At 39.2% G+C, this 26,185-nt stretch carries 33 protein-coding genes; 11 read left to right on the top strand and 22 right to left on the bottom strand.

Annotation, left to right across the window (positions count from 1 at the left end):
* Positions 1-95: 95 nt before the first annotated feature.
* The gene (locus AC1D0Y_RS16600) at positions 96-638 is read right to left on the bottom strand and encodes an N-acetyltransferase family protein (protein ID WP_477707801.1); all 543 of its coding nucleotides are present in this window, start codon (positions 636-638) and stop codon (positions 96-98) included.
* 92 nt (positions 639-730) lie between these two features.
* On the opposite strand from AC1D0Y_RS16600, the gene AC1D0Y_RS16595 reads away from it, so the two are divergent.
* Positions 731-1,195: a hypothetical protein gene (locus tag AC1D0Y_RS16595; RefSeq protein ID WP_057244309.1), complete on the top strand. Its 465-nt coding sequence runs from the start codon at positions 731-733 to the stop codon at positions 1,193-1,195.
* Positions 1,196-1,376: 181 nt separating this feature from the next.
* Here the strand turns inward: AC1D0Y_RS16595 and AC1D0Y_RS16590 are convergent, their stop codons facing one another.
* The gene (locus AC1D0Y_RS16590; RefSeq protein ID WP_057244308.1) at positions 1,377-2,561 is read right to left on the bottom strand and encodes a M20 family metallopeptidase; all 1,185 of its coding nucleotides are present in this window, start codon (positions 2,559-2,561) and stop codon (positions 1,377-1,379) included.
* Positions 2,539-3,879 (bottom strand): LLM class flavin-dependent oxidoreductase, encoded by a 1,341-nt coding sequence (locus tag AC1D0Y_RS16585; protein WP_477707800.1) that lies wholly within the window; start codon positions 3,877-3,879, stop codon positions 2,539-2,541. Before AC1D0Y_RS16585 ends, AC1D0Y_RS16590 begins: the two co-directional genes overlap by 23 nt.
* A gap of 446 nt (positions 3,880-4,325) precedes the next feature.
* Between AC1D0Y_RS16585 and sfnG the strand changes: the two genes are divergently transcribed.
* Together sfnG and AC1D0Y_RS16575 are read left to right on the top strand one after the other, a co-directional pair.
* The gene (sfnG, locus tag AC1D0Y_RS16580; RefSeq protein WP_098332107.1) at positions 4,326-5,399 is read left to right on the top strand and encodes a dimethylsulfone monooxygenase SfnG; all 1,074 of its coding nucleotides are present in this window, start codon (positions 4,326-4,328) and stop codon (positions 5,397-5,399) included.
* A gap of 42 nt (positions 5,400-5,441) precedes the next feature.
* Complete coding sequence (locus AC1D0Y_RS16575) at positions 5,442-6,662, top strand: acyl-CoA dehydrogenase family protein (RefSeq protein WP_430247452.1); 1,221 nt, start codon at positions 5,442-5,444, stop codon at positions 6,660-6,662.
* A 46-nt stretch (positions 6,663-6,708) separates the two neighbouring features.
* Here AC1D0Y_RS16575 and AC1D0Y_RS16570 read toward each other — a convergent pair whose 3' ends face one another.
* Positions 6,709-7,623, bottom strand: coding sequence for an NAD(P)-dependent alcohol dehydrogenase (locus AC1D0Y_RS16570; RefSeq protein WP_028409350.1), 915 nt, complete (start codon positions 7,621-7,623; stop codon positions 6,709-6,711).
* 170 nt (positions 7,624-7,793) lie between these two features.
* Here AC1D0Y_RS16570 and AC1D0Y_RS16565 point away from each other — a divergent pair, with 170 nt between their 5' ends.
* The 4 genes from AC1D0Y_RS16565 to AC1D0Y_RS16550 all read left to right on the top strand — a co-directional run bounded on the left by AC1D0Y_RS16565 (position 7,794) and on the right by AC1D0Y_RS16550 (position 12,278).
* Positions 7,794-8,486 carry a response regulator transcription factor gene (locus AC1D0Y_RS16565; RefSeq protein WP_028409351.1) on the top strand — a complete coding sequence of 231 codons (693 nt, stop codon included), beginning with the start codon at positions 7,794-7,796 and terminating at the stop codon, positions 8,484-8,486.
* Positions 8,479-9,483: a sensor histidine kinase gene (locus tag AC1D0Y_RS16560; RefSeq protein WP_430247448.1), complete on the top strand. Its 1,005-nt coding sequence runs from the start codon at positions 8,479-8,481 to the stop codon at positions 9,481-9,483. Before AC1D0Y_RS16565 ends, AC1D0Y_RS16560 begins: the two co-directional genes overlap by 8 nt.
* A 100-nt stretch (positions 9,484-9,583) precedes the next feature.
* On the top strand, positions 9,584-10,345 hold the full coding sequence (locus AC1D0Y_RS16555) for an ABC transporter ATP-binding protein (protein ID WP_098432262.1): 762 nt from the start codon (positions 9,584-9,586) through the stop codon (positions 10,343-10,345).
* Positions 10,335-12,278 carry an FtsX-like permease family protein gene (locus AC1D0Y_RS16550; RefSeq protein ID WP_477707799.1) on the top strand — a complete coding sequence of 648 codons (1,944 nt, stop codon included), beginning with the start codon at positions 10,335-10,337 and terminating at the stop codon, positions 12,276-12,278. Before AC1D0Y_RS16555 ends, AC1D0Y_RS16550 begins: the two co-directional genes overlap by 11 nt.
* Before the next feature lie 48 nt (positions 12,279-12,326).
* Here the strand turns inward: AC1D0Y_RS16550 and AC1D0Y_RS16545 are convergent, their stop codons facing one another.
* The 3 genes from AC1D0Y_RS16545 to AC1D0Y_RS16535 all read right to left on the bottom strand — a co-directional run bounded on the left by AC1D0Y_RS16545 (position 12,327) and on the right by AC1D0Y_RS16535 (position 14,859).
* Positions 12,327-12,941, bottom strand: coding sequence for a GNAT family N-acetyltransferase (locus tag AC1D0Y_RS16545; RefSeq protein ID WP_098580080.1), 615 nt, complete (start codon positions 12,939-12,941; stop codon positions 12,327-12,329).
* A 107-nt stretch (positions 12,942-13,048) separates the two neighbouring features.
* Positions 13,049-13,651 (bottom strand): dienelactone hydrolase family protein, encoded by a 603-nt coding sequence (locus AC1D0Y_RS16540; protein ID WP_477707798.1) that lies wholly within the window; start codon positions 13,649-13,651, stop codon positions 13,049-13,051.
* Positions 13,652-13,656: 5 nt separating this feature from the next.
* Complete coding sequence (locus AC1D0Y_RS16535) at positions 13,657-14,859, bottom strand: aminotransferase-like domain-containing protein (protein WP_028409357.1); 1,203 nt, start codon at positions 14,857-14,859, stop codon at positions 13,657-13,659.
* A 481-nt stretch (positions 14,860-15,340) separates the two neighbouring features.
* Between AC1D0Y_RS16535 and AC1D0Y_RS16530 the strand changes: the two genes are divergently transcribed.
* From AC1D0Y_RS16530 to AC1D0Y_RS16520, 3 genes are all read left to right on the top strand, one after another.
* Positions 15,341-15,667 carry a PadR family transcriptional regulator gene (locus AC1D0Y_RS16530; RefSeq protein WP_028409358.1) on the top strand — a complete coding sequence of 109 codons (327 nt, stop codon included), beginning with the start codon at positions 15,341-15,343 and terminating at the stop codon, positions 15,665-15,667.
* Positions 15,668-16,207 carry a DUF2812 domain-containing protein gene (locus AC1D0Y_RS16525; RefSeq protein ID WP_028409359.1) on the top strand — a complete coding sequence of 180 codons (540 nt, stop codon included), beginning with the start codon at positions 15,668-15,670 and terminating at the stop codon, positions 16,205-16,207. It begins immediately after the preceding gene.
* Positions 16,208-16,302: 95 nt separating this feature from the next.
* On the top strand, positions 16,303-16,479 hold the full coding sequence (locus AC1D0Y_RS16520; protein WP_165574902.1) for a hypothetical protein: 177 nt from the start codon (positions 16,303-16,305) through the stop codon (positions 16,477-16,479).
* Between the two features lie 39 nt (positions 16,480-16,518).
* Here the strand turns inward: AC1D0Y_RS16520 and AC1D0Y_RS16515 are convergent, their stop codons facing one another.
* The 13 genes from AC1D0Y_RS16515 to AC1D0Y_RS16455 all read right to left on the bottom strand — a co-directional run bounded on the left by AC1D0Y_RS16515 (position 16,519) and on the right by AC1D0Y_RS16455 (position 24,315).
* A complete protein-coding gene (locus AC1D0Y_RS16515; RefSeq protein ID WP_286127554.1) occupies positions 16,519-17,295 on the bottom strand; it encodes a sulfite exporter TauE/SafE family protein in 777 nt (258 codons plus the stop codon).
* Between the two features lie 70 nt (positions 17,296-17,365).
* The gene (locus AC1D0Y_RS16510; RefSeq protein ID WP_028409361.1) at positions 17,366-17,590 is read right to left on the bottom strand and encodes a sulfurtransferase TusA family protein; all 225 of its coding nucleotides are present in this window, start codon (positions 17,588-17,590) and stop codon (positions 17,366-17,368) included.
* A 24-nt stretch (positions 17,591-17,614) separates the two neighbouring features.
* Positions 17,615-18,742, bottom strand: a complete 1,128-nt coding sequence (locus AC1D0Y_RS16505) for an MBL fold metallo-hydrolase (RefSeq protein ID WP_060745266.1) — start codon at positions 18,740-18,742, stop codon at positions 17,615-17,617.
* Positions 18,743-18,804: 62 nt separating this feature from the next.
* Positions 18,805-19,356 carry a sulfurtransferase TusA family protein gene (locus AC1D0Y_RS16500; RefSeq protein WP_028409363.1) on the bottom strand — a complete coding sequence of 184 codons (552 nt, stop codon included), beginning with the start codon at positions 19,354-19,356 and terminating at the stop codon, positions 18,805-18,807.
* Positions 19,357-19,412: 56 nt separating this feature from the next.
* The gene (locus AC1D0Y_RS16495) at positions 19,413-19,709 is read right to left on the bottom strand and encodes a rhodanese-like domain-containing protein (RefSeq protein WP_028409364.1); all 297 of its coding nucleotides are present in this window, start codon (positions 19,707-19,709) and stop codon (positions 19,413-19,415) included.
* A 22-nt stretch (positions 19,710-19,731) separates the two neighbouring features.
* Positions 19,732-20,088 carry a rhodanese-like domain-containing protein gene (locus AC1D0Y_RS16490; RefSeq protein ID WP_028409365.1) on the bottom strand — a complete coding sequence of 119 codons (357 nt, stop codon included), beginning with the start codon at positions 20,086-20,088 and terminating at the stop codon, positions 19,732-19,734.
* Positions 20,089-20,115: 27 nt separating this feature from the next.
* Complete coding sequence (locus tag AC1D0Y_RS16485) at positions 20,116-20,598, bottom strand: DsrE/DsrF/DrsH-like family protein (protein WP_060745265.1); 483 nt, start codon at positions 20,596-20,598, stop codon at positions 20,116-20,118.
* 47 nt (positions 20,599-20,645) lie between these two features.
* Positions 20,646-20,873, bottom strand: coding sequence for a sulfurtransferase TusA family protein (locus AC1D0Y_RS16480; protein ID WP_014459166.1), 228 nt, complete (start codon positions 20,871-20,873; stop codon positions 20,646-20,648).
* A 92-nt stretch (positions 20,874-20,965) separates the two neighbouring features.
* Positions 20,966-21,226, bottom strand: coding sequence for a metal-sensitive transcriptional regulator (locus AC1D0Y_RS16475; protein ID WP_028409367.1), 261 nt, complete (start codon positions 21,224-21,226; stop codon positions 20,966-20,968).
* Positions 21,216-21,581: a hypothetical protein gene (locus AC1D0Y_RS16470; protein WP_057234884.1), complete on the bottom strand. Its 366-nt coding sequence runs from the start codon at positions 21,579-21,581 to the stop codon at positions 21,216-21,218. Before AC1D0Y_RS16470 ends, AC1D0Y_RS16475 begins: the two co-directional genes overlap by 11 nt.
* A gap of 332 nt (positions 21,582-21,913) precedes the next feature.
* Positions 21,914-22,231: a hypothetical protein gene (locus AC1D0Y_RS16465; RefSeq protein WP_028409369.1), complete on the bottom strand. Its 318-nt coding sequence runs from the start codon at positions 22,229-22,231 to the stop codon at positions 21,914-21,916.
* A 301-nt stretch (positions 22,232-22,532) separates the two neighbouring features.
* Complete coding sequence (fabI, locus tag AC1D0Y_RS16460) at positions 22,533-23,312, bottom strand: enoyl-ACP reductase FabI (RefSeq protein ID WP_014459159.1); 780 nt, start codon at positions 23,310-23,312, stop codon at positions 22,533-22,535.
* Positions 23,313-23,442: 130 nt separating this feature from the next.
* The gene (locus AC1D0Y_RS16455) at positions 23,443-24,315 is read right to left on the bottom strand and encodes a LysR family transcriptional regulator (RefSeq protein WP_060745264.1); all 873 of its coding nucleotides are present in this window, start codon (positions 24,313-24,315) and stop codon (positions 23,443-23,445) included.
* A 114-nt stretch (positions 24,316-24,429) separates the two neighbouring features.
* On the opposite strand from AC1D0Y_RS16455, the gene AC1D0Y_RS16450 reads away from it, so the two are divergent.
* The gene (locus AC1D0Y_RS16450; RefSeq protein WP_060745263.1) at positions 24,430-25,323 is read left to right on the top strand and encodes a DMT family transporter; all 894 of its coding nucleotides are present in this window, start codon (positions 24,430-24,432) and stop codon (positions 25,321-25,323) included.
* 33 nt (positions 25,324-25,356) lie between these two features.
* On the opposite strand, the gene AC1D0Y_RS16445 is transcribed toward AC1D0Y_RS16450, so the two are convergent.
* Both AC1D0Y_RS16445 and AC1D0Y_RS16440 read right to left on the bottom strand, forming a co-directional pair.
* The gene (locus tag AC1D0Y_RS16445) at positions 25,357-25,833 is read right to left on the bottom strand and encodes a GNAT family N-acetyltransferase (RefSeq protein ID WP_477707797.1); all 477 of its coding nucleotides are present in this window, start codon (positions 25,831-25,833) and stop codon (positions 25,357-25,359) included.
* A 23-nt stretch (positions 25,834-25,856) separates the two neighbouring features.
* Complete coding sequence (locus AC1D0Y_RS16440; protein WP_153255133.1) at positions 25,857-26,039, bottom strand: hypothetical protein; 183 nt, start codon at positions 26,037-26,039, stop codon at positions 25,857-25,859.
* Positions 26,040-26,185: the final 146 nt, after the last annotated feature.

Below are 26,185 nucleotides of genomic sequence, written 5' to 3'. Positions count from 1 at the left end.
CTATAATCCTAGTAAAAACGGAAAACACCTTCAAGTGCAGTGTGCTTGAAGGTGTTTTTTTGTTAAAGGTCGATAAAATACATACTCGTAAAAGGCTATGCAAAGCGCCCCATCACTACCGTGTTATAGTACTTGCCGTCAGACAGCACCTTATCATTTTTTAATACTCCTTCTATTTCAAACCCGAACTTTGTATATAAATCAATCGCTTTTTTATTGGTCTCTAACACATTTAGCGTCATTTTCTTCATGTCCGCGCTATCTGCCCACCGTATGGACTGCTGTAAAAGCTCTTTGCCAATTCCGTATCCCCAATGTTCTTTTGCGATGCACACACCAAACTCTACTTTATGAGAAAATCGTTTCAATTCGTTGCCTTGGCACCTTGAAAATCCGACGATTTCATTATGTACGCTTGCTACTAAAAATAAGTTTCGTTTACTTTCTATGTCACGTTGAATAAGTTTTTTAAAATCGGATTCGTCCATATATCCTTCCCCTGGTTCACGATCTAAGTTTTCCGTTTCTCCGTCTAGCTGAACTCTAAGGTGAGACAGTTCGTGTGCATCGCTGGTGTCAGCTGAACGAATGATGTACTGAAGTCCTTTTACATTATAGATTTGCTGGTTGATGACCATCGTATTCCTCCAAGCGTCTTTCATAAATCTATCAATTGAATTTAATTTCCTTTAATATAAATATTATACATAAAGAAAGAGAGCTGAACGAGTTGCTTTGGTTACTGCTTTTAATTCTATACGGCATTTACAAGTTCTATAAATCAAGAAGACCTCTAACGAAGTTCGACCATTTTTATGAGAAAGCGTTTGAGCTAGAAGAAAAAAAGCGATATGAAGATGCTCTTGATATACGCAATCAAGGGATCGAACTCCATACCCTTACCGATTTAGAACGAGCTGATTTACATTTAGCAAATGGGCGTATGCTTTTAAAACTAAAGCAATACGAAGAAGCAACAAAACACTACGATGCCTCATTTAAGCTAGCAAAATATGAAAAATTCCCTTACTCAGAAGGATTTGACGAAGTCATTGAAGCTTACTTGTATGCAGGGCGTAAAGAAGATGCGCTGATAATAACCAACGACATGTTAAAACGGCAAAGCTATGATCAAAAATTTAAAAAGCTAGAGCCTTTAAAAGAAAAGCTTCTTTCATATGAAGATTCATGGTAAAATTAAACAATTGAAAGCGTATTATTAAGAGCGACTGAGGTGAACGTAATGGTCATAACCGTCATTGTAGGAGTGCTGGGTTTAATTGGTTTAATTGCAGCAGGTTTTGCGACGAATTATAAAGATACGAAGTAAGGATACATAAAAAAGAACAAGAACCAAATAGGTTCTTGTTCTTTTTTTAACGAGCCAACAGCTTTTCTGTTATGCGCAAAAACATCTTTACGCCAATTTCAAGCGAGTCTTCATCTACCGTAAACTTCGGATGATGATGAGGGTATACGATGCCTTCTTCTTCATTTCGTGCTCCAATGTTAAAAAACGCCCCTTCCGTTTCCTGCAGGTAAGCTGAAAAATCTTCTCCTCCCATTTTAGGAGACAGCGTTTTAACCCGTTCTTTTCCATATTCTTCGATAGCTGTTTCTTCAATTAAACGCGTAATTTCTTCAGAGTTAATGACAGGATGATAGCCTTTTTCATACGTAAACGTGTACTCTGCGCCGTAGGCTTCTGTTAGTCCTTTTACGATACGGTCAATTTGTGCCGGAACTTTTTCTCGCAGAGCCGCGTCAAAGCTGCGAACGGTTCCGTTCAGCTCCACTTTATCAGGAAGTACATTGTGCGTAGTTCCTCCGTGAAATTGTGTAACTGATACAACTAATTTATCAATAGGATTGGTCGTTCTTGAAACAATGGTTTGAAGGTTCGTCACAATTTGCGCTCCTACCACAATGGCATCAACTGCTTCATGAGGCGCTGCGGCGTGTCCTCCTTTTCCTTTAATCGATATGTTAAACGTGTCAGGCGAAGCCATCATAGGACCTGCAAGCACGCCGATTTCTCCGACGGGAAGGCCAGAATTCAAATGCGTGCCAATTACGTAATCCACCCCTTCCACCACGCCTTCTTTCACAAGCTCCTGCGCTCCTCCCGGCAGCAGCTCTTCTGCGTGTTGAAAAATCAAGCGAATTTCTCCTTTAAATTCATTTCCTAACTGAGAAAGAACAGAAGCTACTCCTAATAAAATAGCCGTGTGACCGTCATGTCCGCATGCATGCATCACGCCTTTATGAACAGAAGCAAATGCAAACGTGTTTTCTTCTTCAATCGGCAGCGCGTCCATATCCGCTCGAATCGCAACTACTTTCCCCTGCTCTTTTCCTATTAATCTAGCCACCACGCTTGTTGGTGTAGGACGCGTAATGATAAAGCTTCCAAACGAACGAAGCGTATCTTCAACGTACTGAGCCGTTCGATGCTCTTGAAACGATAATTCAGGATAGCGATGAAAATGTCTTCTCCACTCAATTACCTGCTTCTTTAAGCTTTCTGTGACGCTGTATTCACTGATTAATTTGACTGTCATACACATACTCCTCCTTTGTTTGACTATATCGATTGGCTGGAACGGAAAGGTTCAAATTCCCGCGCAGCGTACTGCTTTCATATGAAGTGTCGTAAAGGCCACGCTCTTGTAAAATAGGCACTACTTTTTCCACAAATTGATGAGACGTCTCGCTCATAAAAGGACGAAGCACAAATCCATCCGCTGCTTCTTGCTCATGCCATTTTTGCATTTCATCCGCTACGTGTTCAGGTGTCCCTGAAAACGGCGAACGCGGCAATATTGTTTCAAGCGCCACTTGTCTTAACGTTAACTTTCGAGCAGCCGCCGCTTGTTTAATTTTATTTGTCGTGCTTTGAAAGGCATTTGCTCCGATATCCCCTAACTCTGGAAACGGTGCGTCTAGGTCAAATTGCTGAAAGTCGTAGTCATCAAAAAAACGAGCTAAATATGTAATGGCGTGATCAATTGGAATTAGCGCAGCAAGCTCTCCATATCTTCTTTCTACATCTTCCTCGCTATCTCCTATAATTAAATCAATACTTGGAAAAATGAGAAGCTCTTCGGGATTTTTTGCTCTATTTTTCATATCTTGATAGAATGCCTGCGCTTCTTCTAGTGTATGTGCATTTGTATAAATCGCATCGGCATTTTCCGCTCCGAATCCTCTTCCTCTTTCTGATGAACCTGCTTGAAACACAACCGGATGTCCCTGCTTTGAACGAGCAATATTTAACGGCCCTTGAACTTGAAAATGTTTGCCTTTAAATCCAGGCGTATGCATTTTCTTTGGATCAAAAAACTGCCCCGTTTCTTTTTGATAGATAAAAGCATCGTCTTCCCATGAATCCCACAGTCCTTTTACTGCATCGAGATGCTCTTTTGCAATTTCGTATCGTTCGCTGTGAAGAGGAAGATATCCTCTGCTGTGATTGCGCGCTGCCCTTTCTTGCGGAGAAGTAACTACGTTCCATCCCGCTCTCCCGCCGCTTATATGATCAAGAGACATCAGCTGACGAGCGATTGTAAAAGGCTCACTGAAACTTGTTGAAATCGTCCCGACTAGTCCGATGTGACTCGTAGAAGCAGCGAGAGCTGACAGCAGCGTAATTGGCTCAAAACGATTTAAAAAGTGAGGAATAGACTTTTCAGATATGGCTAATCCATCTGCAATAAAGACAAAGCTGAACAGTCCTTTTTCCAATATCCGCGCTTGTTTCTTATAAAACTCAATATTAATGCTCGCATCAGGCTCTGCGTCCGGATGTCTCCATCCATCCGTCGTATTTCCAAGGCCTTTAATATTTGCTCCTAGCTTTAGCTTTCTTTTTTCACTCAACGTATACTTCCTCCTTTTTACGACAAATAAAAAGAGATGCTTTGATTGTTCAAAGCATCTCCAGTCGTCTGGTCGATTGTTTTTAAACGGCTATTTATTTAGAGCAAAATAGCTGTTGACCTCTCATTTATTTAGCTTATTTGAATAGTATACTCACTATTCCTATAAGTCAAGTTTGTTTTTAGTTAAAATAAATGATCTCTTCTTTCTTTAACTAAACTTAATTACGATTTCATTCTTTTTAAATTTCTTAAAACTCATTTTGACTATCGAAATAACCGGTGATATAACTATATGTACATTCAGCATCCATACTGCCTGTCAGGCTACTGAAGGCTCTTATCTTCTCTTCAACTTGAAGCGAGATAAGAGCCTTTGGCATTTAAGGAGTTGAATGTTTAACCCAGCTCATTTATTTTCACTATTTAACTAAGGAGGCGTTACATATGAGTTTGCAATTTGCTTATTGGGCTCCGAACGTAAGCGGAGGTCTTGTCATTTCCAACATTCCTCAAAAAACAGAGTGGTCATTTGAAGCGAACAGCCGGTATGCGCGAATTGCCGAGCAGGTGGGCTTTGATTATGTTCTCTTGCAAACTAGGTTTTTTGCAAGCTACGGAGCTGAAAATCAACTAGAAGCTGCGACTCTCGCTTCTGCTTTGGCCGCCACTACTAAAAAAATCAACATTATTACAGCAGTTCTTCCGGGGCTATGGCATCCCGGCGTATTTGCTAAAATTATTTCGACTATTGATCATATCAGCAGCGGACGCGTCTCTGTGAACATTGTAAGCGGCTGGTTTAAAGGCGAATTTAACGGCTACGGCGAACCATGGCTAGATCATGATGAGCGATACCGCCGTTCTGAAGAATTTATTAACGTGCTTCGAGAGCTATGGAAAAACGAAACGACTACGTTCAAAGGAGACTTTTACCGATTAAATGACGCACCGTTAAAACCAAAGCCTCTTCAGCCGCCAAAAGTATTTCAAGGAGGAAACTCTAAAGCTGCCCGTGAAATGGCAGGCCGAGTATCAGACGTTTATTTCATGAACGGCAACTCGATTGAAAACTTAAAAAACCAAATTGAAGATGTAAAAGCAAACGCAAACGGCCGTGATATTCAATTCGGGGTGAACGGGTTTGTCATTGTCCGTGAAACAGAAGAAAAAGCAAAACAAGTGCTAAAAGAAATTGTTCTACAAGCGGATAAAGAAGCCGTTGAAGGGTTTGAAAGTCAAGTGAAATTTGCAGGCAAAGCTTCTCCTCAAGGTGAAGGCATGTGGGCAAACTCTTCATTTGAAAACTTAATCCAGTACAATGATGGCTTCCGAACTGGCCTTATCGGAACAGCCGAACAAGTCGCCAATCAAATTATCGAACTGAAAAAAATCGGCGTGGATATTATTTTGACAGGCTTTTTACATTATGAAGAAGAAATCAAAACGTTTGGCGAAACCATCATTCCGCTCGTAAGACAAAAAGAACAGGAACTAAAAGAAAAAGCGGGCGCATTGTAAATAGTTTATCCTAACAAACATTAAAATTTTTGGAGGTATGTTATGTCAGTCGAAATTTCTGCACGTCCTGTATATAATCAATCAACGCGCGCTTATTACGCGTCCATCCGCGAGAAAATCGCTTCTCTTGTAGATGAAGTGATCCGTCCTAATGCAGCCCTTACAGATGAAGAAAGCGTTTTTCCAAGAGAAAATTTAGAAGCGCTTATTAAAGCAGGCTGGGGAAATATTCTTGTACCAAAGGCATACAACGGCTTAGAGCTTGATCACGTGGCTTTTGCAATTGTAGCTGAAGAAATTGCAAAAGCTTGTGCTTCTACTGCTTTAGTTTACGTGATGCATGTCGGAGCGATTCAAACTATTACGCTGTATGGAAACGACAATCAAAAGAAACGCTGGTTACAGCCAATTGACCAAGGGCTGATTGGTACGTACTCTACAAGTGAAAAAGCCTCAGGAGGACACTGGTGGTACAACTTCAGCCAAGCACAGAGAAATGACGAAGATTATGTAGTTAATGCTGACAAATCATTTACTACGAGCGCCGGGCAAGCTGATTTTTATATCGTCCAAACACGCAGTCCTGAAGCACAAGAAGCAACGGATATTAGCTTTTTTATTGTAGATGGAAAATCAGACGGCATCACCGCAAGTCCATGGGAAGCGCTGGGCGTTCGCGGCAATCACAGCGGTCCGATTTCTTATAAAAATGTACATGTGCCAAAAGAAGATCTTCTAGGCAGTGAAGAAACAGGGAAAGAAATCGTCTTAAACGGCGTTTCCCCTATTTATTTAATTGGCCTTGGTTCTGCTTGGCTTGGAGTAGCGGAACATGCGCTAGAGCTTGCGGTTAACCATGCAACGCGAACGATTCACCGCGATTTTAATAACCAGCTTAGCGACTATCAAGTCATTCGCCAGCAGATTGCCGAAGCAAAAGTCCTCATTGAAAGCACAAAACCATGGCAAATTGACTTGGCAGAACAGCTTGATATTTTACAAGCTGAACAAAAAGCACAAGGTGTCCTTACCCTCCCTCTAACTGAATTTAAAGTGCACGCTTCAGAAGTAGCCAACAAAGCAACGCGAATTGCATTGGATGTAAGCGGCGGATACGGCTATAAAAAAGGACCTATTGAACGTTTGTTCCGAGATGCCAGAGCTGGCATTGCTATGGGCCCTTCTAATAATATTGCCAGAGAATGGATCGGAAAGAACCTTGTAGGGCTTCCTCTGGAACTTTGGATTAAAGGCGGAGAGTAGCGTTTAATATCGTAAAAAAGAGGATCTTTTAAAGAGATTCTCTTTTTTACTTTTTTAACGTAACGACTACGCTCCCTATTTTATGTCCGGTTTCTACATACTCATGAGCTTCTGGAATTTGTTCTAAAGAGTAGCATCTATCAATCACTGATTTTATCTGCCCTTCTTCCATCAGCTTTTTAAGAAGCAATAAATCTTTCGTCTGCACTTTGGCAATTCCTTGCCCTTCGACCGAAACAAAGCGTCCATTTAAGGCTAACGCTTCCTGGCACTGATTTTTTGTGATTTTCCCAACGGCATCAAAGATAAGATCGTATCTTTCTTCTTTTTCAGTAAAATTTTCGTGTTGGTAGTTGATGACGCGGTCTGCTCCTAAAGACTTTACTAGTTCACTATTTTTAGCACTGCACACGCCTGTCACTTCAGCTCCGTAATAGCTAGCAAGCTGTACAGCGGCAGTTCCTACTGCACCTGAAGCACCGTAGATAAGCACTTTTTGACCAGCTTGAATGTTTCCTTTTCTAAAAAAATGCAGAGCCGTCGTGCCGCCAAAAGAAATAGAGGCGGCTTCTTCACAGGTTACATTCTCTGGCTTTACGGCTATTGTCCCCTTTTCTGGTAAGCAGATATATTCCGCATATCCTCCGAACTTCATACCAGTCATTGCAAACAGCTGGTCGCCTTTTTTGAACCGCGTTACGTTCTTTCCGACGTCCTCTACTTCTCCGGCCAGCTCTACGCCTAGTATTGATTTTCTAGGCTTCCGTAATCCTAAAACTATTCGCATTGGAAGCCACAACAGCAGTGGACTGTTAAAGCTCCTCACTCTGCAGTCGCCCGATGTGACCGTGGTGGCATGAATTTTTATCAGTATTTCATTCTCTTTTGGAGTAGGATTTTCCACTTCTTCAAGCTGAAGAACATCTGGTTTACCATACTTTGTACATACCATTGCTTTCATAACAGCTCTCCTTTTTTCACTAGAGTTCAATATATGTTTATAAACTATGCTCGTCGAAAGCTATTCTTTCACATTTTATAAAGAACGCCGGTGAATCTACTATCACATATGGTAAATAAAAGGATATTGCTATAAAATAAGTATAAAAACAGAAAGCGTGGTACGTGTTATTGTTTAAACTTCTTTTAATTGAAGATGATGTAACGCTGTTTAACGAACTGAAAGAACGGTTGGAGCAATGGTCTTATGATGTTTACGGCATCCGTGATTTCAGTAACGTTATGCAGGAGTTTAGCGAGGTAAAACCTGATTTAGTTATTATGGATATTCAGCTGCCGAAGTATGACGGATTTCACTGGTGCAGAATGATTCGTTCTCATTCAAAGATCCCTATCATTTTTCTATCTTCACGTGATCATCCTTCTGATATGGTAATGTCTATGCAGTTTGGCGCAGACGACTTTGTGCAAAAGCCGTTTCATTTTGATGTGCTTGTAGCAAAAATACAGGCCCTTCTCCGCCGCGTGTATAATTACAGCGTTGAACAAGTAAACCTTCTTTCATGGCAAGGCGCAACGATTGATTATGAAAAAAACAAAGTATCAGCGGGATCTACAGCTATTGATTTAACCAAAAATGAAATCTTTATTTTAAAATGCTTAATACAAAAAAAGAATACGATTGTAAGCCGAGATGAACTGATTAATAGTTTGTGGGAAGATAAACGGTTTATCAGTGACAATACGCTGACGGTAAACGTCAATCGCCTGCGAAAAAAATTAGATGAAATTGGACTTGGAGCTTTTATTGAAACAAAAGTCGGCCAAGGCTACGTAGCCATTGAAGAGGAACGCTATGATTAAACTCTTTATTCGCGAGCGTTTAAGCTGGATCCTTTTCTTTTTTATCATACATTTTTTTATGCTGTTTATCGCGTATATTGATGAATCCATTCCTCTGTCTTCGATTCTCTATATCGTGTTTTTATCATCGATTATCTTTCTTATTTTCTGCGTCTTCCGCTATCACAAAGAAACGACATTTTATCAAAAGCTAAAAGATGAAGAAGACTTCTTTGATTCTTCTACTTTTTCTCATCCGCTGCGTCCGTTTGAAAAGATTGTTCAGCGAAATCTGATGCAACAATTAGAACAAGCGAAAAAAGATGGCGTGGAAACTCAGCTGCACGTGACGCAGGAAAAAGATGAACTGTTAGCTTGGATTCACGAAATTAAAACGCCGTTAACTGCGATGCATTTAATAATTGAACGTTTAGAAAATCGAGAAGTTAAAGCAAACTTGAAGTTCGAGTGGCTACGCATTCACTTTTTGCTTGATCAACAGCTGCATCAAAAGCGCATTTTCTTTATCGAAAATGATATGTATATTGAACATCTTGATTTAGAGTCCCTTATTTTCACTGAAATCAAAACGCTGCAAGCTTGGTGCATGCAAAAAAATATTGGGTTTGATGTGGACCTACAGGCAGAACGTGTACTGTGTGACGCAAAGTGGCTTTCGTTTATTATGAGACAGCTGTTAACAAACGCAGTCAAGTACAGTGAAGAATCTGATGTGATGATTAGAAGCTACGAGCACCGCGGTCAAGTATACATCGAGGTAAAAGATAACGGACGGGGCATTTCTCCTCAAGATATGCCGCGCATTTTTGAGAAAGGTTTCACTTCAACTACGCAGCATGAAGACAGCCGCGCTACAGGCATGGGCTTATATCTGGCTCAAAAAGCTGCGCAGGCCCTTTCTATTCACATTGGCGTGCAGTCAGCTCTTAACGAAGGCACAACGTTTACACTTGCCTTTCCTAAATCAAATGATTTTGTGGATATGAAAAGCATGTGACAAAAATGTCACATGCTTTCGTTATTTGTTCGGTGAATCAAAGGAAAAGCTAAAGCCCTTTTTCTATAATAAACGTATCAGATCAAAGGAGTGAGTACATATGAACATATTAGAAGCAACTAATATTCATAAAAGCTACGGAAATAAATTTAATAGACAAGAAGTATTAAAAGGCGTAGATATTACGATTATGAAAGGAGAATTTGTAGGAATTATGGGCGCTTCAGGATCAGGCAAGACGACTCTTCTGAACGTGCTTTCCTCCATTGACAAAATCAACGGAGGAACCATCAAAATCGAAGGAAATGAAATTAGCAGAATGAAAGAAAAGCAGTTAGCAAACTTCCGAAAAACGCATTTAGGCTTTATTTTTCAAGACTATAACTTGCTCGATACGCTGACAGTAAAAGAAAATATCCTCTTGCCTCTTTCCGTTGCAAAAACTCCTTCAGCAGTAGCTCACAAAAAATTTGACGCGCTTGCTAAACAGCTCGGTATCTACGAGCTAAAAGACAAATACCCAAATGAAATTTCGGGCGGACAAAAACAGCGTACCTCTGCTGCAAGAGCCTTTATTCATGAGCCAAGCATGATTTTTGCTGACGAACCAACCGGTGCACTTGACTCAAAAGCGGCCAGCGATTTGCTAAACAAACTGACCGAGCTTAATGACAAAAGAAGCGCAAGTATTGTGATGGTAACGCATGACCCAGTGGCAGCCAGCTACTGCAGCAAAGTCATTTTTATAAAAGACGGACAAATTTATACGCAGCTGTACAAAGGCGATCAAACGCAAAAAGCCTTTTTTGACGATATTATGAAAACTCAAGGCGTGCTAGGCGGAGTGCAAGATGAATATTAATCAGCTCATTTTCCGCAACTTCAAAAAGAATGTAAAAAACTATTATTTATACGTTTTTGCACTAATTTTCAGCGCAGCTTTATATTTTGCTTTTGTCACGCTTCAGTATGATCCTGCTCTTGATGCAACCAAAGGCTCCATTAAAGGAGGTGCAGCCGTTCGGGCCGCTTCTGTTTTACTTGTAGCTATTGTTTCTATCTTTCTATTATATGCAAATACGATATTCATCAAGCGACGCAGTAAAGAAATTGGCTTATTTCAGCTAATTGGTATGACCAAAACAAAAATTTTCCGTATTTTGACCGTTGAAAATTTTATGCTGTACTTTAGCTCGCTGATTGTCGGCATTTTAATTGGGTTTTCGTTTTCAAAAGTAATCATCATGATTTTATTTAAAATCACTGATACAAAAGGCATTGCCAAGCTTCACTTTTCCGAAGAAGCCTTGATTCAAACGCTGATTGTATTTGGAGTCATCTATTTACTGATTATGACGATGAACTATCTTTTTATTAAAAGACAGACCATTTTAGCATTATTCCGCGTTACTTCATCGACAGAAAGCAAAACGAAAAAAATCAGTATACTTGAAATTATTATTGGAATTCTCGGCATGACCTTTATTGCTTCTGGCTACTATATCTCTGCCAAATTGTTTGACGGATCTTTTACAAGCATGAATGCTTTAGCAATCGCCATGATATCTATTTTAGCCTCAGTTATCATAGGTACTTACTTGTTTTATAAAGGCTCGGTTCGCTTTTTATTAAATCTGATGCGAAAAAGCAAAAAAGGCTATTTGTCAATTAACGATGTATTATCTCTTTCATCCATTATGTTTCGCATGAAATCAAATGCACTGTTGCTGACGGTTATTACAACCGTATCGGCTCTCGCTATCGGTTTTTTATGTTTGAGCTACATCTCCTATTACTCTGCTGAAAAGTCGGCTGGGGACTATGTACCTAACGATTTTGCTATCAATAATACAAAAGACGCTGCTTCGTTTAAAGCCGCACTGGATCGAAAGAAAATAGCATATACGGAAAAAAAGATCGACGTCATCCAAGTAAAAGCAAACGTAAAAAACATCTTAGAGAATGAATTAAAAAGTCCAATGGTCGACTCGTCCGCTATGATTTTTCCGATGGTTAGTGAAACATCCGTTAGTGGTGTAACCATAGCTCAAAATGAAACTTTATTTACCGGCTCTAATGATATGCTTCAACAAGCAATGACATTTAAAGACTCCGGACAAATTGAGCTAAAAGGAAAGAAAAAAGTCGTCCCGCAAAAGTTTATAGGTTTAAACCGAAAATTTATCTTATCTACCTATTTTACAAGCGGTATGCCTGCTGCCATTGTAGATGAGGCTGTATTTAATGAGCTAAAAAAGGATGCGGATCCTTCTATTCAAAAAGAATCTTCTGTCTACACTGGAATAGACATATCAAATGAAGATAACTTACCAAAAGCAAATGAGCTTTTCGGAGAGATAAAATTTAGCGATAATAGCTTAAATAACTCGCGTATAGAAATGGCAGCGAGTCAAAAACAAAATATGGGTCTAATCATGTTCATTGTTGCTTTTCTAGGACTGGCATTTCTAATTACATCAGGCTGTATTCTTTACTTCAAACAAATGGACGAAAGTGAAGATGAAAAGCCAAACTATACAATTCTTAGAAAATTAGGCTTTACCGAAAAAGACTTATTAACTGGCATAATAATTAAGCAGCTTTTTAACTTCGGCATCCCCTTAACCGTAGGCTTGCTTCACAGCTATTTTGCCGTCCAATCCGGCTGGTTCTGGTTTGGAACAGAACTTTGGACACCTATTATTATCGTCATGATTCTCTATACCGCCCTCTACTCTATTTTTGGTATTTTATCTGTTCTTTACTATAAAAAGATTATCAAAGAAGCTCTTTAAAAATCAAAAGCACAAGCTATAGCTTGTGCTTTTGATCGTTAAATGCCATTAATTGCTCGCATTTTCTTTATTTCCCTGACTGGCTGCGTGTAAAAAACCTTCTAGTCGCTTTTTGACCAACGGCCACTCGTCGTCAATTATACTGAAGATCACCGAATCTCGTACGTATCCATCAGGTAAAACCATATGTTTTCTGCTGATGCCTTCCTGGGTAGCCCCTAACCGTTTAATAGCAGCTCTGGACCTATTGTTTCGCACATCCGTTTTGAATTGAACGCGGTGAAGCTTCAGCTCTTCAAAACAGTATTTTAACAATAAATACTTACACTCCGTATTAACCCGAGTGCGCCACACGGACGGATGGTACCACGTCCAACCTATTTCTACGCTTTTGTTGGGAAGTGATATATCTAAAAATCTCGTGCTTCCTACAATTGAATGTGACTTTATATCAAACACAGCAAAAGGCAGCTCTCTTCCCTCTTGCTTTGCTTTTAAAGCATTTTCAACGAGCCGTTTCATATCACTTAGACTATGAACGTTTACCGGGAGATGCTCCCAAATTTCTTTCGGTTTTGCAGCTTCATAGAGTCCTTGTTCATGCATTTTCCCAAGCGGCACTAGCTTTACCGCTGTTCCTACAAGCTCACCTGACTTTAGCATAACTTCGCTCCTTTTCGATACGTCTAAAGAAAATGTTAATACATGTATACGTACTGAAAAAGAGTCAGTTTCTGCTTATTGTAAGGTATCACTTTCAGAATACATAGCTAGTGATCAGCTAATTGCTTTTCGAGAAACTGACTGATTGTTTGGAAGGCTTGGTCTGCTGATTCTTTATTAAAGGTTTGTGAAAAAGGATTCATAAAACCATGAACGCCATAAAATTTTTTGATTTCCAAAAGCGGCTCTCTTTTTTGCTTTAATGAATTTATTAAACAGTCTACATCAAATGTTTGCTCTACAGCAGGAAAAATAAGAAGAGTTGGGCAAACAGGACTTCTATTTACATAATCTCTAATACGGGATCCGTAACAGCCAATCACAAAGTCACACAAATTGTTTTCACTGCATAGCCACGATATTGTTGCTCCTACACTGAATCCTATAACTCCTACTTCTTCATATTCTTGTTTTAGTTGAATTAGCATGTTAGTAATTTGTTTTGAACCCTCATCAATCCCAATGTTTTGAACAAAGTTTTGATAAGCCATTCCTTCTTCTTCATAACTATAGGAAACGTCTTTAGATAATAAGTTAGGACAGATAATATCTGCCTCTAACTTAGACAATTTCTCTTTCATATACTTCATATGATCGTTCACACCGTATATTTCATGAATCAATAAAATAGCTTTATTTGATTTTTCCATTACTTTTATAAAACAGTCGTTTCCCTTGTCAATTCACGATGCAATACGTCTCCCATGCGCTTCATGCCTTCAACGATTTGTTCAGCAGACATATTAGAATAATTCAAGCGCAGCGCATTGTTTCTTGTGCCGTTTGGAAAGAATGGCGTTCCAGGCACGCAGGCTACGTTATTTTTTAGACATTCTGAAAAGATATGTCCTGAATCGATCCCTTGAGGCAGTTCCACCCAAATAAACAATCCGCCTTCTGGCTTACTGTAAGACAAATTCTCCGGGAAAAATTCTTCAATGCACGATAGCATTTGGGTACATCGCTCTTTGTATACGGCTTTAATTTTTTGAATGTGCTCTTCGATATCATAAAGCTCCATGTACTTAGCCGTTACGCGCTGAGCAAAGCTGTCCGTATGCAAGTCTGCCACTTGCTTAAACGCTACGTACTTATCAATGAAGTCTTCATCTGCACACACCCAGCCGATTCGAAGACCTGGCGCAAAAATTTTAGAGAATGTGCTGATATAAATAACTCTGCCTTCTGTATCAAAATGCTTAACCGGCGGCAGCGTTTCTCCTGCAAATCGGACTCCTCCGTACGGATTATCTTCTACAATCAGCACATCGTATGCGTTCGCAAGCTCAATCATTCGCTGACGTCTTTCGCGCGTTAAGGTGCGTCCTGTAGGGTTTTGAAAATCAGGAATCGTATAAATAAATTTCGCATGGGGATTTTCCTGAAGCTTTTTCTCTAGTTCTTCCATAATCATTCCGTCTTCGTCCATGTCCACTTCTACAAACGTCGCATTATAGGATTTAAATACGTTAATAGCCGCTAGGTACGTTGGGCTTTCACAGATTACCACGTCTCCGTCATTAAGAAACAGTCTTCCGGTAAGATCGATTGCCTGCTGAGATCCGGACGTAATTAAAATGTTCGAAACCGTGGACTCAATGCCGATGTCCTTCATTCGTTTAGAAATTGCTTCTCGTAAAGGAATATACCCTTCAGTTGTACTATATTGAAGCGAAGCGGCTCCGTCTTCATTTAATACCGCGCGGCACGCATCGTTCATTGCTTCAACGGGAAATAGCTCCGGCGCTGGAAGTCCTCCTGCAAACGAAATGACTTCTGGTCGTTCCGTTACTTTTAAGATTTCACGCGTTTCAGAGGATTTTACAAGACTAGCTCGTTGGGCAAATTTATCTTTCATTAATGATCATTCCTTTTCTAGATTTTAAACTTTTAACAATAATTATTCGAATAGTCAGAAAAATTTAAGCAGAAGCCGTGGAAGATGCCTTTTTAATAGACAACCAGCATCTGCTTGCTCTCTGACTCTTCATTTCTTCTTGATGCCACGTTCTCCTTTCGGTACATATTTTTCTCATTCACTATTTGTAATACAAATCAAAGGTCGTACGATAATTATGGCCTTGTATTTAATGTATGTTAAAAAGGATAACATAAAAATCAAATAAATAAACAATAAATTCTATAAATTCTTAATTTTTTATGCGAATATATTTATCTTAGTAAACTATTTTGTAAGATTCCTTCTCTTTTATACTCATTAAATCGTTTCATGAGATAATCATAAACCTAAAATTTAACATTTTCTATTGACTATATATATCATTAAATGATATATATTAATTAACGATATATCGTTTAATGATATAAGGAGGTTGAATATGCCGCGAAACGATTCATTAGAGACAGGGGAACTTACCGATACGTCCTACTACATCTTAGTGTCCCTCATAGAAGCAAAACACGGGTATCTTATTATGAAAACCATTGAAGACATGACCAATCAACAGTTTTCGATTGGACCTGCATCCATGTACACCACGATTAAAAAGCTTCTTGCAGCTGAGTTAATTATGCTTTTTAGCGAAAGCAAAGACAAAAAGAAAACGTATGTTGCAACGGAAAAAGGAATTCAGTTTTTAAAAAAAGAAATTCAGCGCCGTAAAGAAATGATTAAACACGCTGAAGATGCTTTAGGAGGTTTATAAATGAAAAAGACAAAATACATAATGAGCGGCGGAACGGCTTTTGCAGAGCAAGAAGATTTACAAAAGCTCAGCGACTATGCTAAAAAAGGCTGGCTATTAGATCGTTTTGCATTTTTAGGATATACCTTAAAAAAAGGAGAGCCTCAAGACCTTCAATATTCACTGGATTTTCAGGAAAATGCAGATGATGAATATTTTCTGCTTTTTAAAGATGCTGGATGGCAGCACGTTTGTTCAGAGGGGCATGCAATGCATATTTTCAGCGCACCTCCGGGAACAAAACCTATCTATTCCGATATAGAGACTATTATTGACAGATACAAACGAGAAAAGCATTTCGTAGGGAAAGCAGCGCTATCTATTCTTGCCATTATGGTGTTTCTTCTGCTTTTTAACGCTATGAGCTCATACGGTTGGTTGCCAGAAGCAGTGGGAATGATTAGCGACATTTTATTGATAATTTCAACAGTGCTTCTAGTATTTCCAGGACTTCCTTACCTGGCGTATCAGCGTAAGTTAAAAAAGCTTCGCAACATCTAAAGAGATACTCTTTTTATTGACCTTTCCTATAAAACCCTTTATAATCCTTATTAACTCGATAAGATTTAAAGGTTTTAGTACAGGAGTGATGAAAAGTGAAATGGCTTCATTTGCTGTTTAATGAACGATGTCCTAAATGCAAGCAAGTGTTAAATACATCAAAATCCAATGCGCTTCGCTCTACTGTTGTGAAAATATGTCCGTCGAACCACTATCAAAAAGAATTTCATCCTGCGCTTGAAACGTTTGTGGAAAGTGATGAAGTACTATAAAAAAGCTAAAGCTATGGAAATCCATAGCTTTAGCTTTTTTTATAGCAGCCCCCACCAAATCTTAATTGCTGTTGCTAAAATTAAACCGGCAAGGATCCACTGAAGCACTTTTGTATTCATTTTCTGACCAACTTTTGCCCCAATTGGAGAAGCAACTAGGCTTGCTACCACTAATATAAGTGCAGGTATGAACGGGACTTGATGCGTTATCAACTTTCCAACCGTCGAACCAATGGAAGAAATAAAGGTAACGGCTAGTGAAGTTGCGATGGTAATTCGAGTTGGAATTTTAAGTACCACGAGCATCACAGGAACTAAAATAAAGGCTCCTCCTGCTCCTAACACGCCTGCTACGGCTCCGATAAGCAGTGATAAAATAGAAGCTAATCCTTTGTTGAATTGAAGTTCACCTTCTTTTATCTCATCTAAATTTTTCTTTGGAATAAACATCATAATAACCGCAATAAGAGCTAAAACTCCATATACAACATTTAATCCTTGTTCATTCATATAATGTGAGCTGTAGCTTCCAATCATGCTGCCGATTAGAATATTGCTGCCCATATATAAAATTAATGGTTTGTTTAAAAATCCGCTTTTTCGATACGCCCATACGCCGCCTATTGTCGCAAAGAACACTTGAACAGCTCCTGCACCTGAGACTTGATGAGCCGTTAATGCTCCTACTCCTACCAATGGAGGAATATATAACAGCATCGGATAATTAATAACAGACCCGCCAATACCGACCATACCGGAAATAAACGACCCAATAAATCCAATAAGAAAAAGCGTGATGATAAATGTAAGATCCATCTATAGTCGCTCCGTTTCATATAAGGAAAGGGTACCTTTTACAAGAGATACCCTTTTCGTCCATTATTTCTTATCCTTTTTTAATCCAAAATTTAAGAACGTCGCCTTCTTCTGTCTGAAGAAGCTCATGACCGCCAGATTTCGCCCAAGCTGCAAGGTCATTTTTCGCTCCTTTATCCGTTGCGTGAATTTCTAACACTTGACCTGCTTCTAGTTCATTCATTGCTTTTTTTGTTTTAACAATCGGCATTGGACAGGCCAGCCCTTTTGCATCTAATACTTTATTTGATTCCATTTCTCTCTCTCCTTTGTTTAGGTTTTAGCGAATCGCACAGCGGTTTGGTCCAATTTCCATTTCACGCTGTTTTTCTTCATCTGGACTTACTTTCCCCATATTAGTTTCACGGATTTCTTGATATGCATTTGGCTGCGGCGGTAAGTTATCTGTTACTAAGTGTCTGAACTCTGCTTCGTCTTTAATGTTTAATCCATGATTTTTTGCAAACAAAGTACCTAACTTTTCAGCTACGCTGCCGTTGTCATTTAGCTCATCAATAATCATAAAGTGAGCTGGCAATACGATTAACTCATCTGATAATGCTTTATAGCGTTTATAAAGCGTGTCGCGCAGATCCCCTACCCAGTCTTCAGCCATACCAGCTAAATCAGGACGTCCAATTGAATCAATGAATAAAATATCACCTGAAAGCAAGTATTGATCGTCTACGATACAAGAAGTTGATCCAATCGTATGACCCGGTGAATAAAGAGGCTGAATCGTAATCATTGTGTTACCAATCATGACATCACTGCCTTCTTCTAACGCCTTGTAGTCAAAAATCACTTCTTCTGCATCTTTTGGAGGCAGCCAGTACGCTGCATTTGTTGCTTCAGCAATAACTCTTCCTCCTGAAATGTGATCTGCATGAAGGTGCGTATCAAATACATGCTTAACTGTGACACCAAGTTCTTTGGCAAAGTTGATGTACACATCCGCCATACGCGTCGCATCAATAATAGCCGCTTCACCATTTGATACGATCATATAAGATAAGCATCCTTTACCGATACGAACAAACTGATAGATCTCTCCGCCGTCTTTTAAATCTCCGACTTTAACAGGTTCTAAATATTCACTCCACGCTTTCATACCGCCTTTAAGGTACGATACGGTAAGCCCCGCTTCTGAAAGCATGTCAGCTACCATCACGGATGAACCTTCTTTGGCGCAGACAACTAACACTTCTTTATCAGAAGGGATTTTTTCTAAGATTTCTTCTACTCCGTCTAAAAGATCGAAGTACGGCACGTTTAAATGCTGAAATTGATGACCTTCAATTTTCCAATCGCTAAAATCACTTTCATTACGAACGTCCAAGATAAATAGCGCTTCTTTATTGATAATTTTAGATGTAACTTCTTTTGCAGTAAGAACATGTACTGTCATATTAAAATACCTCCTTGAGTATATAAAATATCAAATTTTTTTAATTCACTATAATTCATTAGTTATTCTACTTTACCTGTCCAGTCACGCATACCAGGAACCACGTTAATTAAGTGTTTAAACCCTTGCTTTTTCATCGTTTGCCCTGCCATTTCACTTCGTCTTCCAGAGTGGCAAATAATATAAATTTCATTCTCTTTATTTAGCTCATTCGAACGTTTTTCTACTTCACCAAGCGGAATATGAACTACGCCTGGAATATGAGCTTCATCGTATTCTTCTACTTCACGCACGTCTAAAATATGAAGATGTTCATCATTCTCTACTTTTTTCGCAAATTCTTCTAATGAAATTTCAGGAATTGGCGTTACGTTTTCTTCAGCGCCGCCTTTACGAAGAAAGTGGTGAAGAACGTCACCTGCTGCCTCGGTACCTAAATACTCATGACCTGTGCTTTTTGCCCATGCTTGTAAGTCCGCCGTAGAGCCTTTATCCGTTGCTTGAATTTCTAGTACTTGACCTGCTTCTAATTCATTCATTTTCTTCTTTGTTCTTACGATTGGCATTGGACATGCTAACCCTTTTGCATCTAATACGAAGTTTCCTTGCATCATTTCTTTTTTCCTCCTTAGTTTAAATACTAGTAGGGGTATATTTTTCTCCAAAAAAATTAGATCGTTTCCCCTTTCCACTCCATCATTCCGCCTGTCATATTCGTTACACTGTAGCCTTGCTGCTCAAGAAAACGAGCTGCCATTCCGCTTCTGCCTCCAGAACGACACACCACAATGTAGTTCTTTGCTTTGTCTAACTCATGCATACGGAATTCCAATAAAGGAAGCGGGATATTTAACGCGTTTGGAATTTTACCTATTTTTACTTCCTCTACTTCACGCACATCTAAAATGTGAATTTGTTCTTGTTTTTTTACTAATTGTTCTACTTCTTGTGCCGCTATTGTCTTCACGCTACTTCTCCTCCTTTTTGATTTATCTCCACGTATTCATGCCGCCTTTAACGTTGGTGATGGATGTAAAACCTTGTTTTTTCAACAGTTTACTTGCTTTCATACTTCTCATTCCGCTTTGACAAATAACGATTACTTCTCTGTCTTTTGAAAGCTGGCCTGTTTGCGCTGGCAGTTCTGATAAAGGAATGTTTCGAAACCCTTTAATATGTTTGGTACGAAATTCATGCGGTGTTCGCACATCGATAAACTGTTTATGTTTATTTTTTAACTCTGCTTTTAATTCCATCGTCGATATTTGCTGTATTCCTTTTACTGGTGCAAAACGCTGATACAAAAACCACAGCAGAAAGATGATAATAAGCGCATTGATAATCATATTAACCCTCGCTTCATGAGTTATCTTTTAGATGAATAAGTTTACGTTTCCATCTTCTGCGTCGGCTAAATACGCCGCTACGCCTGCATATTCAATATTATCTAGCAGCTCTTTTTCCTGTAACCCTAGAAGATCCATCGTCATCGTACAAGCCACTAGCTTCACATCTTGTTCTTGCGCCATTTCGATAAGCTGCGGTAGCGTTAGGGCATTATGCTTTTTCATTACGTTTTTAATCATTTTAGGTCCCATACCTGCAAAATTCATTTTAGATAAGCCCATTTTATCCGCACCGCGCGGCATCATTTTGCCAAACATCTTTTCTAAAAATCCTTTTTTCACCGGCACCATTTCTTCTTTACGAAGTGCATTCAATCCCCAAAACGTATGGAATATCGTCACTTCATGATCATAGGCAGCTGCTCCGTTGGCAATAATATAAGCTGCCATCGCTTTGTCATAATCACCGCTAAATAATACAATTGTTGTTCGTTTCTTTTGTTCATTCATGTTGTTCCTCCTCTTACCCTGTGGGGTATATTTAATTCTAAAAAAAATTAGCCTTTTTGAATGTAAAAGATAAATGTGCTGCCTTCTTCTTTAAAATCAATAAGCTCGTGTCCTGTTGATTTTGCCCACGCTGTTAAATCACTTTTAGCACCTTTATCTGTTGTTTGCACTTCTAATACTTGACCTGTTGTTAAAGTATCCATTGCTTTTTTTGTTTTTACGATTGGCATTGGACACGCTAATCCTTTTGCATCTAAAACTTGATCAATTTTCATCGTATTTCTCTCTCCTTTTTATATACATATACCTGTAAGGGTATACTATACTAAATAATGATATTCGTCAACCTTAAACAAGGTGACAATGATTAACGACTTTTCACTAACAGCTGTACAGCTTCTTTCACTAAACCTTCCGTTGGCTCTCCTTGCTCCAGGCTTTCTCTGACGCACTGTTCAAGATTGCTGCTCACAATGACTCCCATTGTGCGATCAATGGCACTTCTTGCAGCAGATAATTGAGTCACGACGTCTCGGCAGTCTTTTCCTTGCTCCATCATGCTAAGCACGCCTTTTAGCTGCCCTTCAATTCGGCGCAGGCGATTTTTCACCTGTTGGTTATACTCCATAATCAAATACCCCTTTCTTTCCTTTACTTTTACACTTACATGCTGCTAACTCATAGCTGCGTACTTCAAAACCTTTTTTTCGTAAGAACCTTACGCCCAAATTTAACTCCACTCTATCTCCGGCAATCAGATGAACACTGCCCTGTGGAATTTCTGAATAAAAGCGTTTTAGATACGCATACGGAATAACTATACCAATCGAATCGCGAACTTCATGGTAATGACGAATATCTACAACCGTTCGCCCAAGTTCTTTTGCTTCAGATTCACGTATGCACTGTATTCCTTTAACGGGATAATAACGTCTGTATGCAATAAATAAAATAGCAAGCAACAACACTGCTATATAGAGCATAACCATCACCGCCTTGCTATTGAATTAATATTGTTTACATGCTTTATATTATACCCCTATAGGTATATTGTCAAGCGAGAAAATTATATTTAATTTTGCTCATTTACATAGTTCCTTTACCGCGAACTAGTCCATTTTATACAGCTTAGGCATTATAAATGTTGGTCTTCAACTCGCTTTATATATGTACCCCCTACCCTATCGACCAAACATATTCTTCATCATCGTCGCTCGTATACAGCGCTGAAAATCAAGCTTACTGCATCATTCACGTCTACACACAAAAGGTCCAGTTCCCAAGGAGAACCGGACCTTTTATGGTAAAAAGCTGATTAGCTTTGATGATAAATATTATGCCATTGATTCCACGAACTGTGTGGATGCTGCTGGTGCCACTGATTCCATGGCACATATGGATTTTGCTGATGCCACTGATTCCACGTACCGTGCGGATACTGCTGATGCCACTGATTCCAAGGTGTGTATGGATGTTGTTGATGCCATTGATTCCATGTGCCGTGCGGATACTGTTTATGCCACTGCTCCCACGGTACATGAGGATGTTGCTGATGCCATTGATTCCACGTGCCTTGAGGATGCTGATGATGCCATTGTTCCCATGGAATATAATGTTGCTGTCCTTGATGCATATTTCGTCAACTCCTTTTCCTTTGCCACATCATATGTTCTTTTTAGAATTTAGAGCTTATCTATTTTAAAATATAGGCGTTTGATTAATTATGAATTAAATTACGTATTTCTTCTCTTTACTTATAGGCATGAGCTCTTGTTTTATAAGTGGAAGCACGTATTTATGTAGAAGTATAGAATGAATATTTCTTATGTTTCACCTTATTGCTAATAATATTTCTTTCAGGGGTCTATGTTTTTTGGGATGCATTTGTCTTCCCATGAAAAAAACACCTTCTCATTCGAGAAGGTGTTTAAGAATTAACCTACAATATTGTAACCAGCGTCTACGTGTACGATTTCTCCCGTTACGCCGCGTGAAAGATGGCTCAATAATACAACCGTCATGTCGCCAACTTCTGCTTGCGTTACGTTACGCTTAAGAGGTGCTTTTTCTTCAACTTTGTGAAGAATTTGGTTAAAGTCAGAAATACCTTTTGCTGCAAGCGTACGAATTGGACCTGCTGAAATAGCATTTACGCGGATATTGTCTTTTCCTAAGTCTAATGCTAAGTATTTTACTGAAGACTCAAGCGCTGCTTTCGCTACGCCCATTACGTTATAGCCTTCAACTGCGCGCTCTGCACCAAGATAGCTCATCGCTACAAGAGAACCGCCTTCTGTCATAAGAGGTTTTGCTGCTTTTGCTACCGCGATAAATGAATAAGCGCTTGTATCTTGAGCAAATGCATATCCGCTTCTTGACGTATTGATGAACTCACCGTTTAAATCCTCTGAGTGAGCAAACGCAACAGAGTGAATCACTCCGTGAACTGTGCCTGCTTCTTCTCCGATTTTCTTGAACGCTGCTTCAATGCTTTCATCGCTGTTCACGTCACATTCAGCAATTAGTGATGCTTGAATTTCATTTTTTTCTAGCAGCTTGTTCAATTTTCCTAGTGAACGTTCTTTACGGTATGTAAAAATTAAGTTTGCTCCTACTTGGTGAAGGGCTTTTGCAACACCCCAAGCAATACTTCTGTCGTTGGCAACTCCCATGATCACAATGTTCTTGTTCTTTAATTGTAATAAATCTTCCATATTATCCTCCAAAAAAAATTAGTCATCAATGATGACTAATAGGTAATTGTATAGCTTTATTATAGCACAAAGATGCGCTTAGTTCCTAAGAGTCTTATGAATTAACCGATTTTGCTCTATAAATAATCTCCTACTTATCCGAATCCTGCAGCCATGCTTGCGTTGTTTCAGCAAATTTTTTGGCTGCAGGTGAAAGATGATAACGAGTAGCTAGACCAATTGAACGGTAGCTGTCTACTTGAAACGGAATCGCACGCAGCTCTTGCGGGATCGAATCCAAAAGCATTTCAGGTAAAATGCTAATTCCTAAGTGATGCGTAACCATCGATAAAATAGCACTTTCATCCATTAATTCAAAACGAATGTCAGGCTGAATGCCACGTTCCTCAAACAGTTGCTTAATATCATGATAACCGCCGTATGTCGGCATAATAAACGGTTCTTTCTCTAGATCTTCAAAAGAAACGGTTTTCTGATGGTATAGAGCACTTTGATTCGATACGACGCACAGCAGCCGGTCTTTTTTTAAAGAAATAATATGAAATTGACTTGAATGCGTAATGTTGATAAAGCCGCAGTCTATTTCTCCGCTCAGCAGCCACTGTTCAATTTCAAGGTAGTCGCCTTCCTTGAGCTGAATTTGAATGTCAGGGTAGTTTTTCTCCATCAGCCGAATAATTTCAGGAAGCCATTTGGTTGACACGCTTTTAAAAATACCGATTTTAATCGTTCCTTTTGCAAGACCCAGCAGGCTGGCTGCTTCTTGATGAACTTTTTCATTTTCTTGCAGAACCTTTCTAATGGCAAGGAGCATCGTTTCGCCTTCTGTTGTTAAGGTAATACCCGACCTGTTTCGATTTACAAGTGGAAAGCCAAATTCCGATTCAAGATTTGTAATGGCATGACTGACCGCTGACTGCGTGAGCGCCATCGCATCTGCCGCTTTTGTAAAGCTTTGCAATTCCGCTACTTTGTTTAAAATTTCATATTTTACTAAGCTCATTTTATCCCGCCCTAACATGAATTTAATTCATGTTTATCATTATAAAGATTCATTTTATTAATATCAAATTCCTTTGTATACTGTGAGTACATCATAAACAATGGAGGGTTGAACGTGAGTTACCGCACACGAGCAAATATGATGATGATTGGGGTAAACGTATTTTGGGGTATGTCGTACGTGTTTATGAAAATGGGGCTTAGTTCACTCGGGTCATTTACCATTATTGCGCTTAGATGTTTGATTGCTTTTTTCATTGCCGGGCTGTTTTTTCATAAGCCTTTACGGCAAATCACGCGCAAAACGATTTTATCATCCGCTATTTTAGGCTTTTTACTGTTTTCTGTTTTTACATTTGTCACGTTTGGCGTCAGCATGACGTCTGCTTCAAATGCCGGATTTCTTGTCAGTTTAACGGTCATTTTTGTTCCGTTGCTCAACTGCGTGTTAGTGAAGAAGCTTCCTTCTTGGCCGATTGGGCTCGGCATTATCACTACCCTAACCGGTATAGGTGTTTTAACTTTAAAGCACTCCTTTCATATGAATGCTGGTGATTTACTTTGCATTGGAACCGCACTATGTTATGCCGTTCATATTACGTTGACCGGCACGTTCACCAAAAATGAAAATCCAATTGTTCTCGGCATTTTACAGCTAGGGTTTGCTGGATTATTTGCACTGATTTGCAGCTTTTTATTTGAACACCCTAGCATCCCCACTACTTTATCATCATGGATTGCGATTTTAGGTCTTGGCGTTCTTTGCAGTGCGATTGGATTCATTTGTCAAGCCATTGCCCAGCGCTACACAACTCCTACTCACACAGGCCTTATTTTTGCAACAGAGCCTATTTTTGCTGCGCTGTTTGCCGTTCTTTTTTTGCATGAGCTGTTTACGCTTAAAGAACTGATTGGTTCTGTTATTGTGGTTGCGGGGATTTTAATTGCTCAGTTAGACAATTTGCTACTAAAAAAAAGAGTTCATTATCAAGAGACATTGCCAAAGTAAAAGCCGCTAGGTTCGTTGACCTAGCGGCTCACTTTATACCTTATATGTATAAAACTTTTTATCTACGTTCATCACCGGGAAATTCTCAGGCAGCTTTTCTTTCTCTATATGTTGAAACCCATTTTTCTCATAAAATCGATGAGCAGCTCTATATTGTAATGTGGTTCCTAAATATATTCTTTCCACTTCCTGCTTTTTTGCCCACGCGATGGCTGTATGCAATAACCGGTGAGCTGTTTTGAAGTTCGCTCCTCTATAAGACTTTGCTACAAACATTTTCCGCAGCGCTACTTGACGGCTGCCGATGTCTATTAAAGCCACGCTTCCTACTACTCTTTCGTTACAAACAGCAACCCAGAAGTTTCCGTTTCCCTGTTGATAAAAGCTTTCAATTTCAAACAAATCAGGCTGATCTTTTTCCGTTATCGGAATGTGGTAAGGAAGAATTAAATCCACTACTTGCTGTTGATACTTGCTAGCATATGGCTGAATAATGATACTTTCACTCAAAACCTCCACCGCCTCTAATCAGTTTACTCCATCTTACTTTTGACTGTTTTTAATACTGCACAGCCTATGTTCATTATAAAACCAATCACAATACCTGCAAGAATCGATATCACGCCTACAGCGATAAAATCGCCTTTAGTCGGCTGAAATAAATTCATGGAAAGCAAACCGAACATAAAAAGCATGGGAATAAGATAACTCAGCATCTTTTTCAATTTCGCACCTCATTTCCTTATCTTTATAAACCCTGTAACCATTTTATCGTATAGTAATTTCCTATTTATTACAATCATTATCTTATTTCATATTTTTATCGAAAAAATGAAATAAAGTGCCTGCCTCTCGTTCCTTA

It is taken from the genome of Priestia sp. P1_B12_1 (assembly GCF_056406695.1).
The sequence above is the reverse complement of the archived record's forward strand: the minus strand, read 5'-3'. Positions and strand labels throughout refer to the sequence as shown.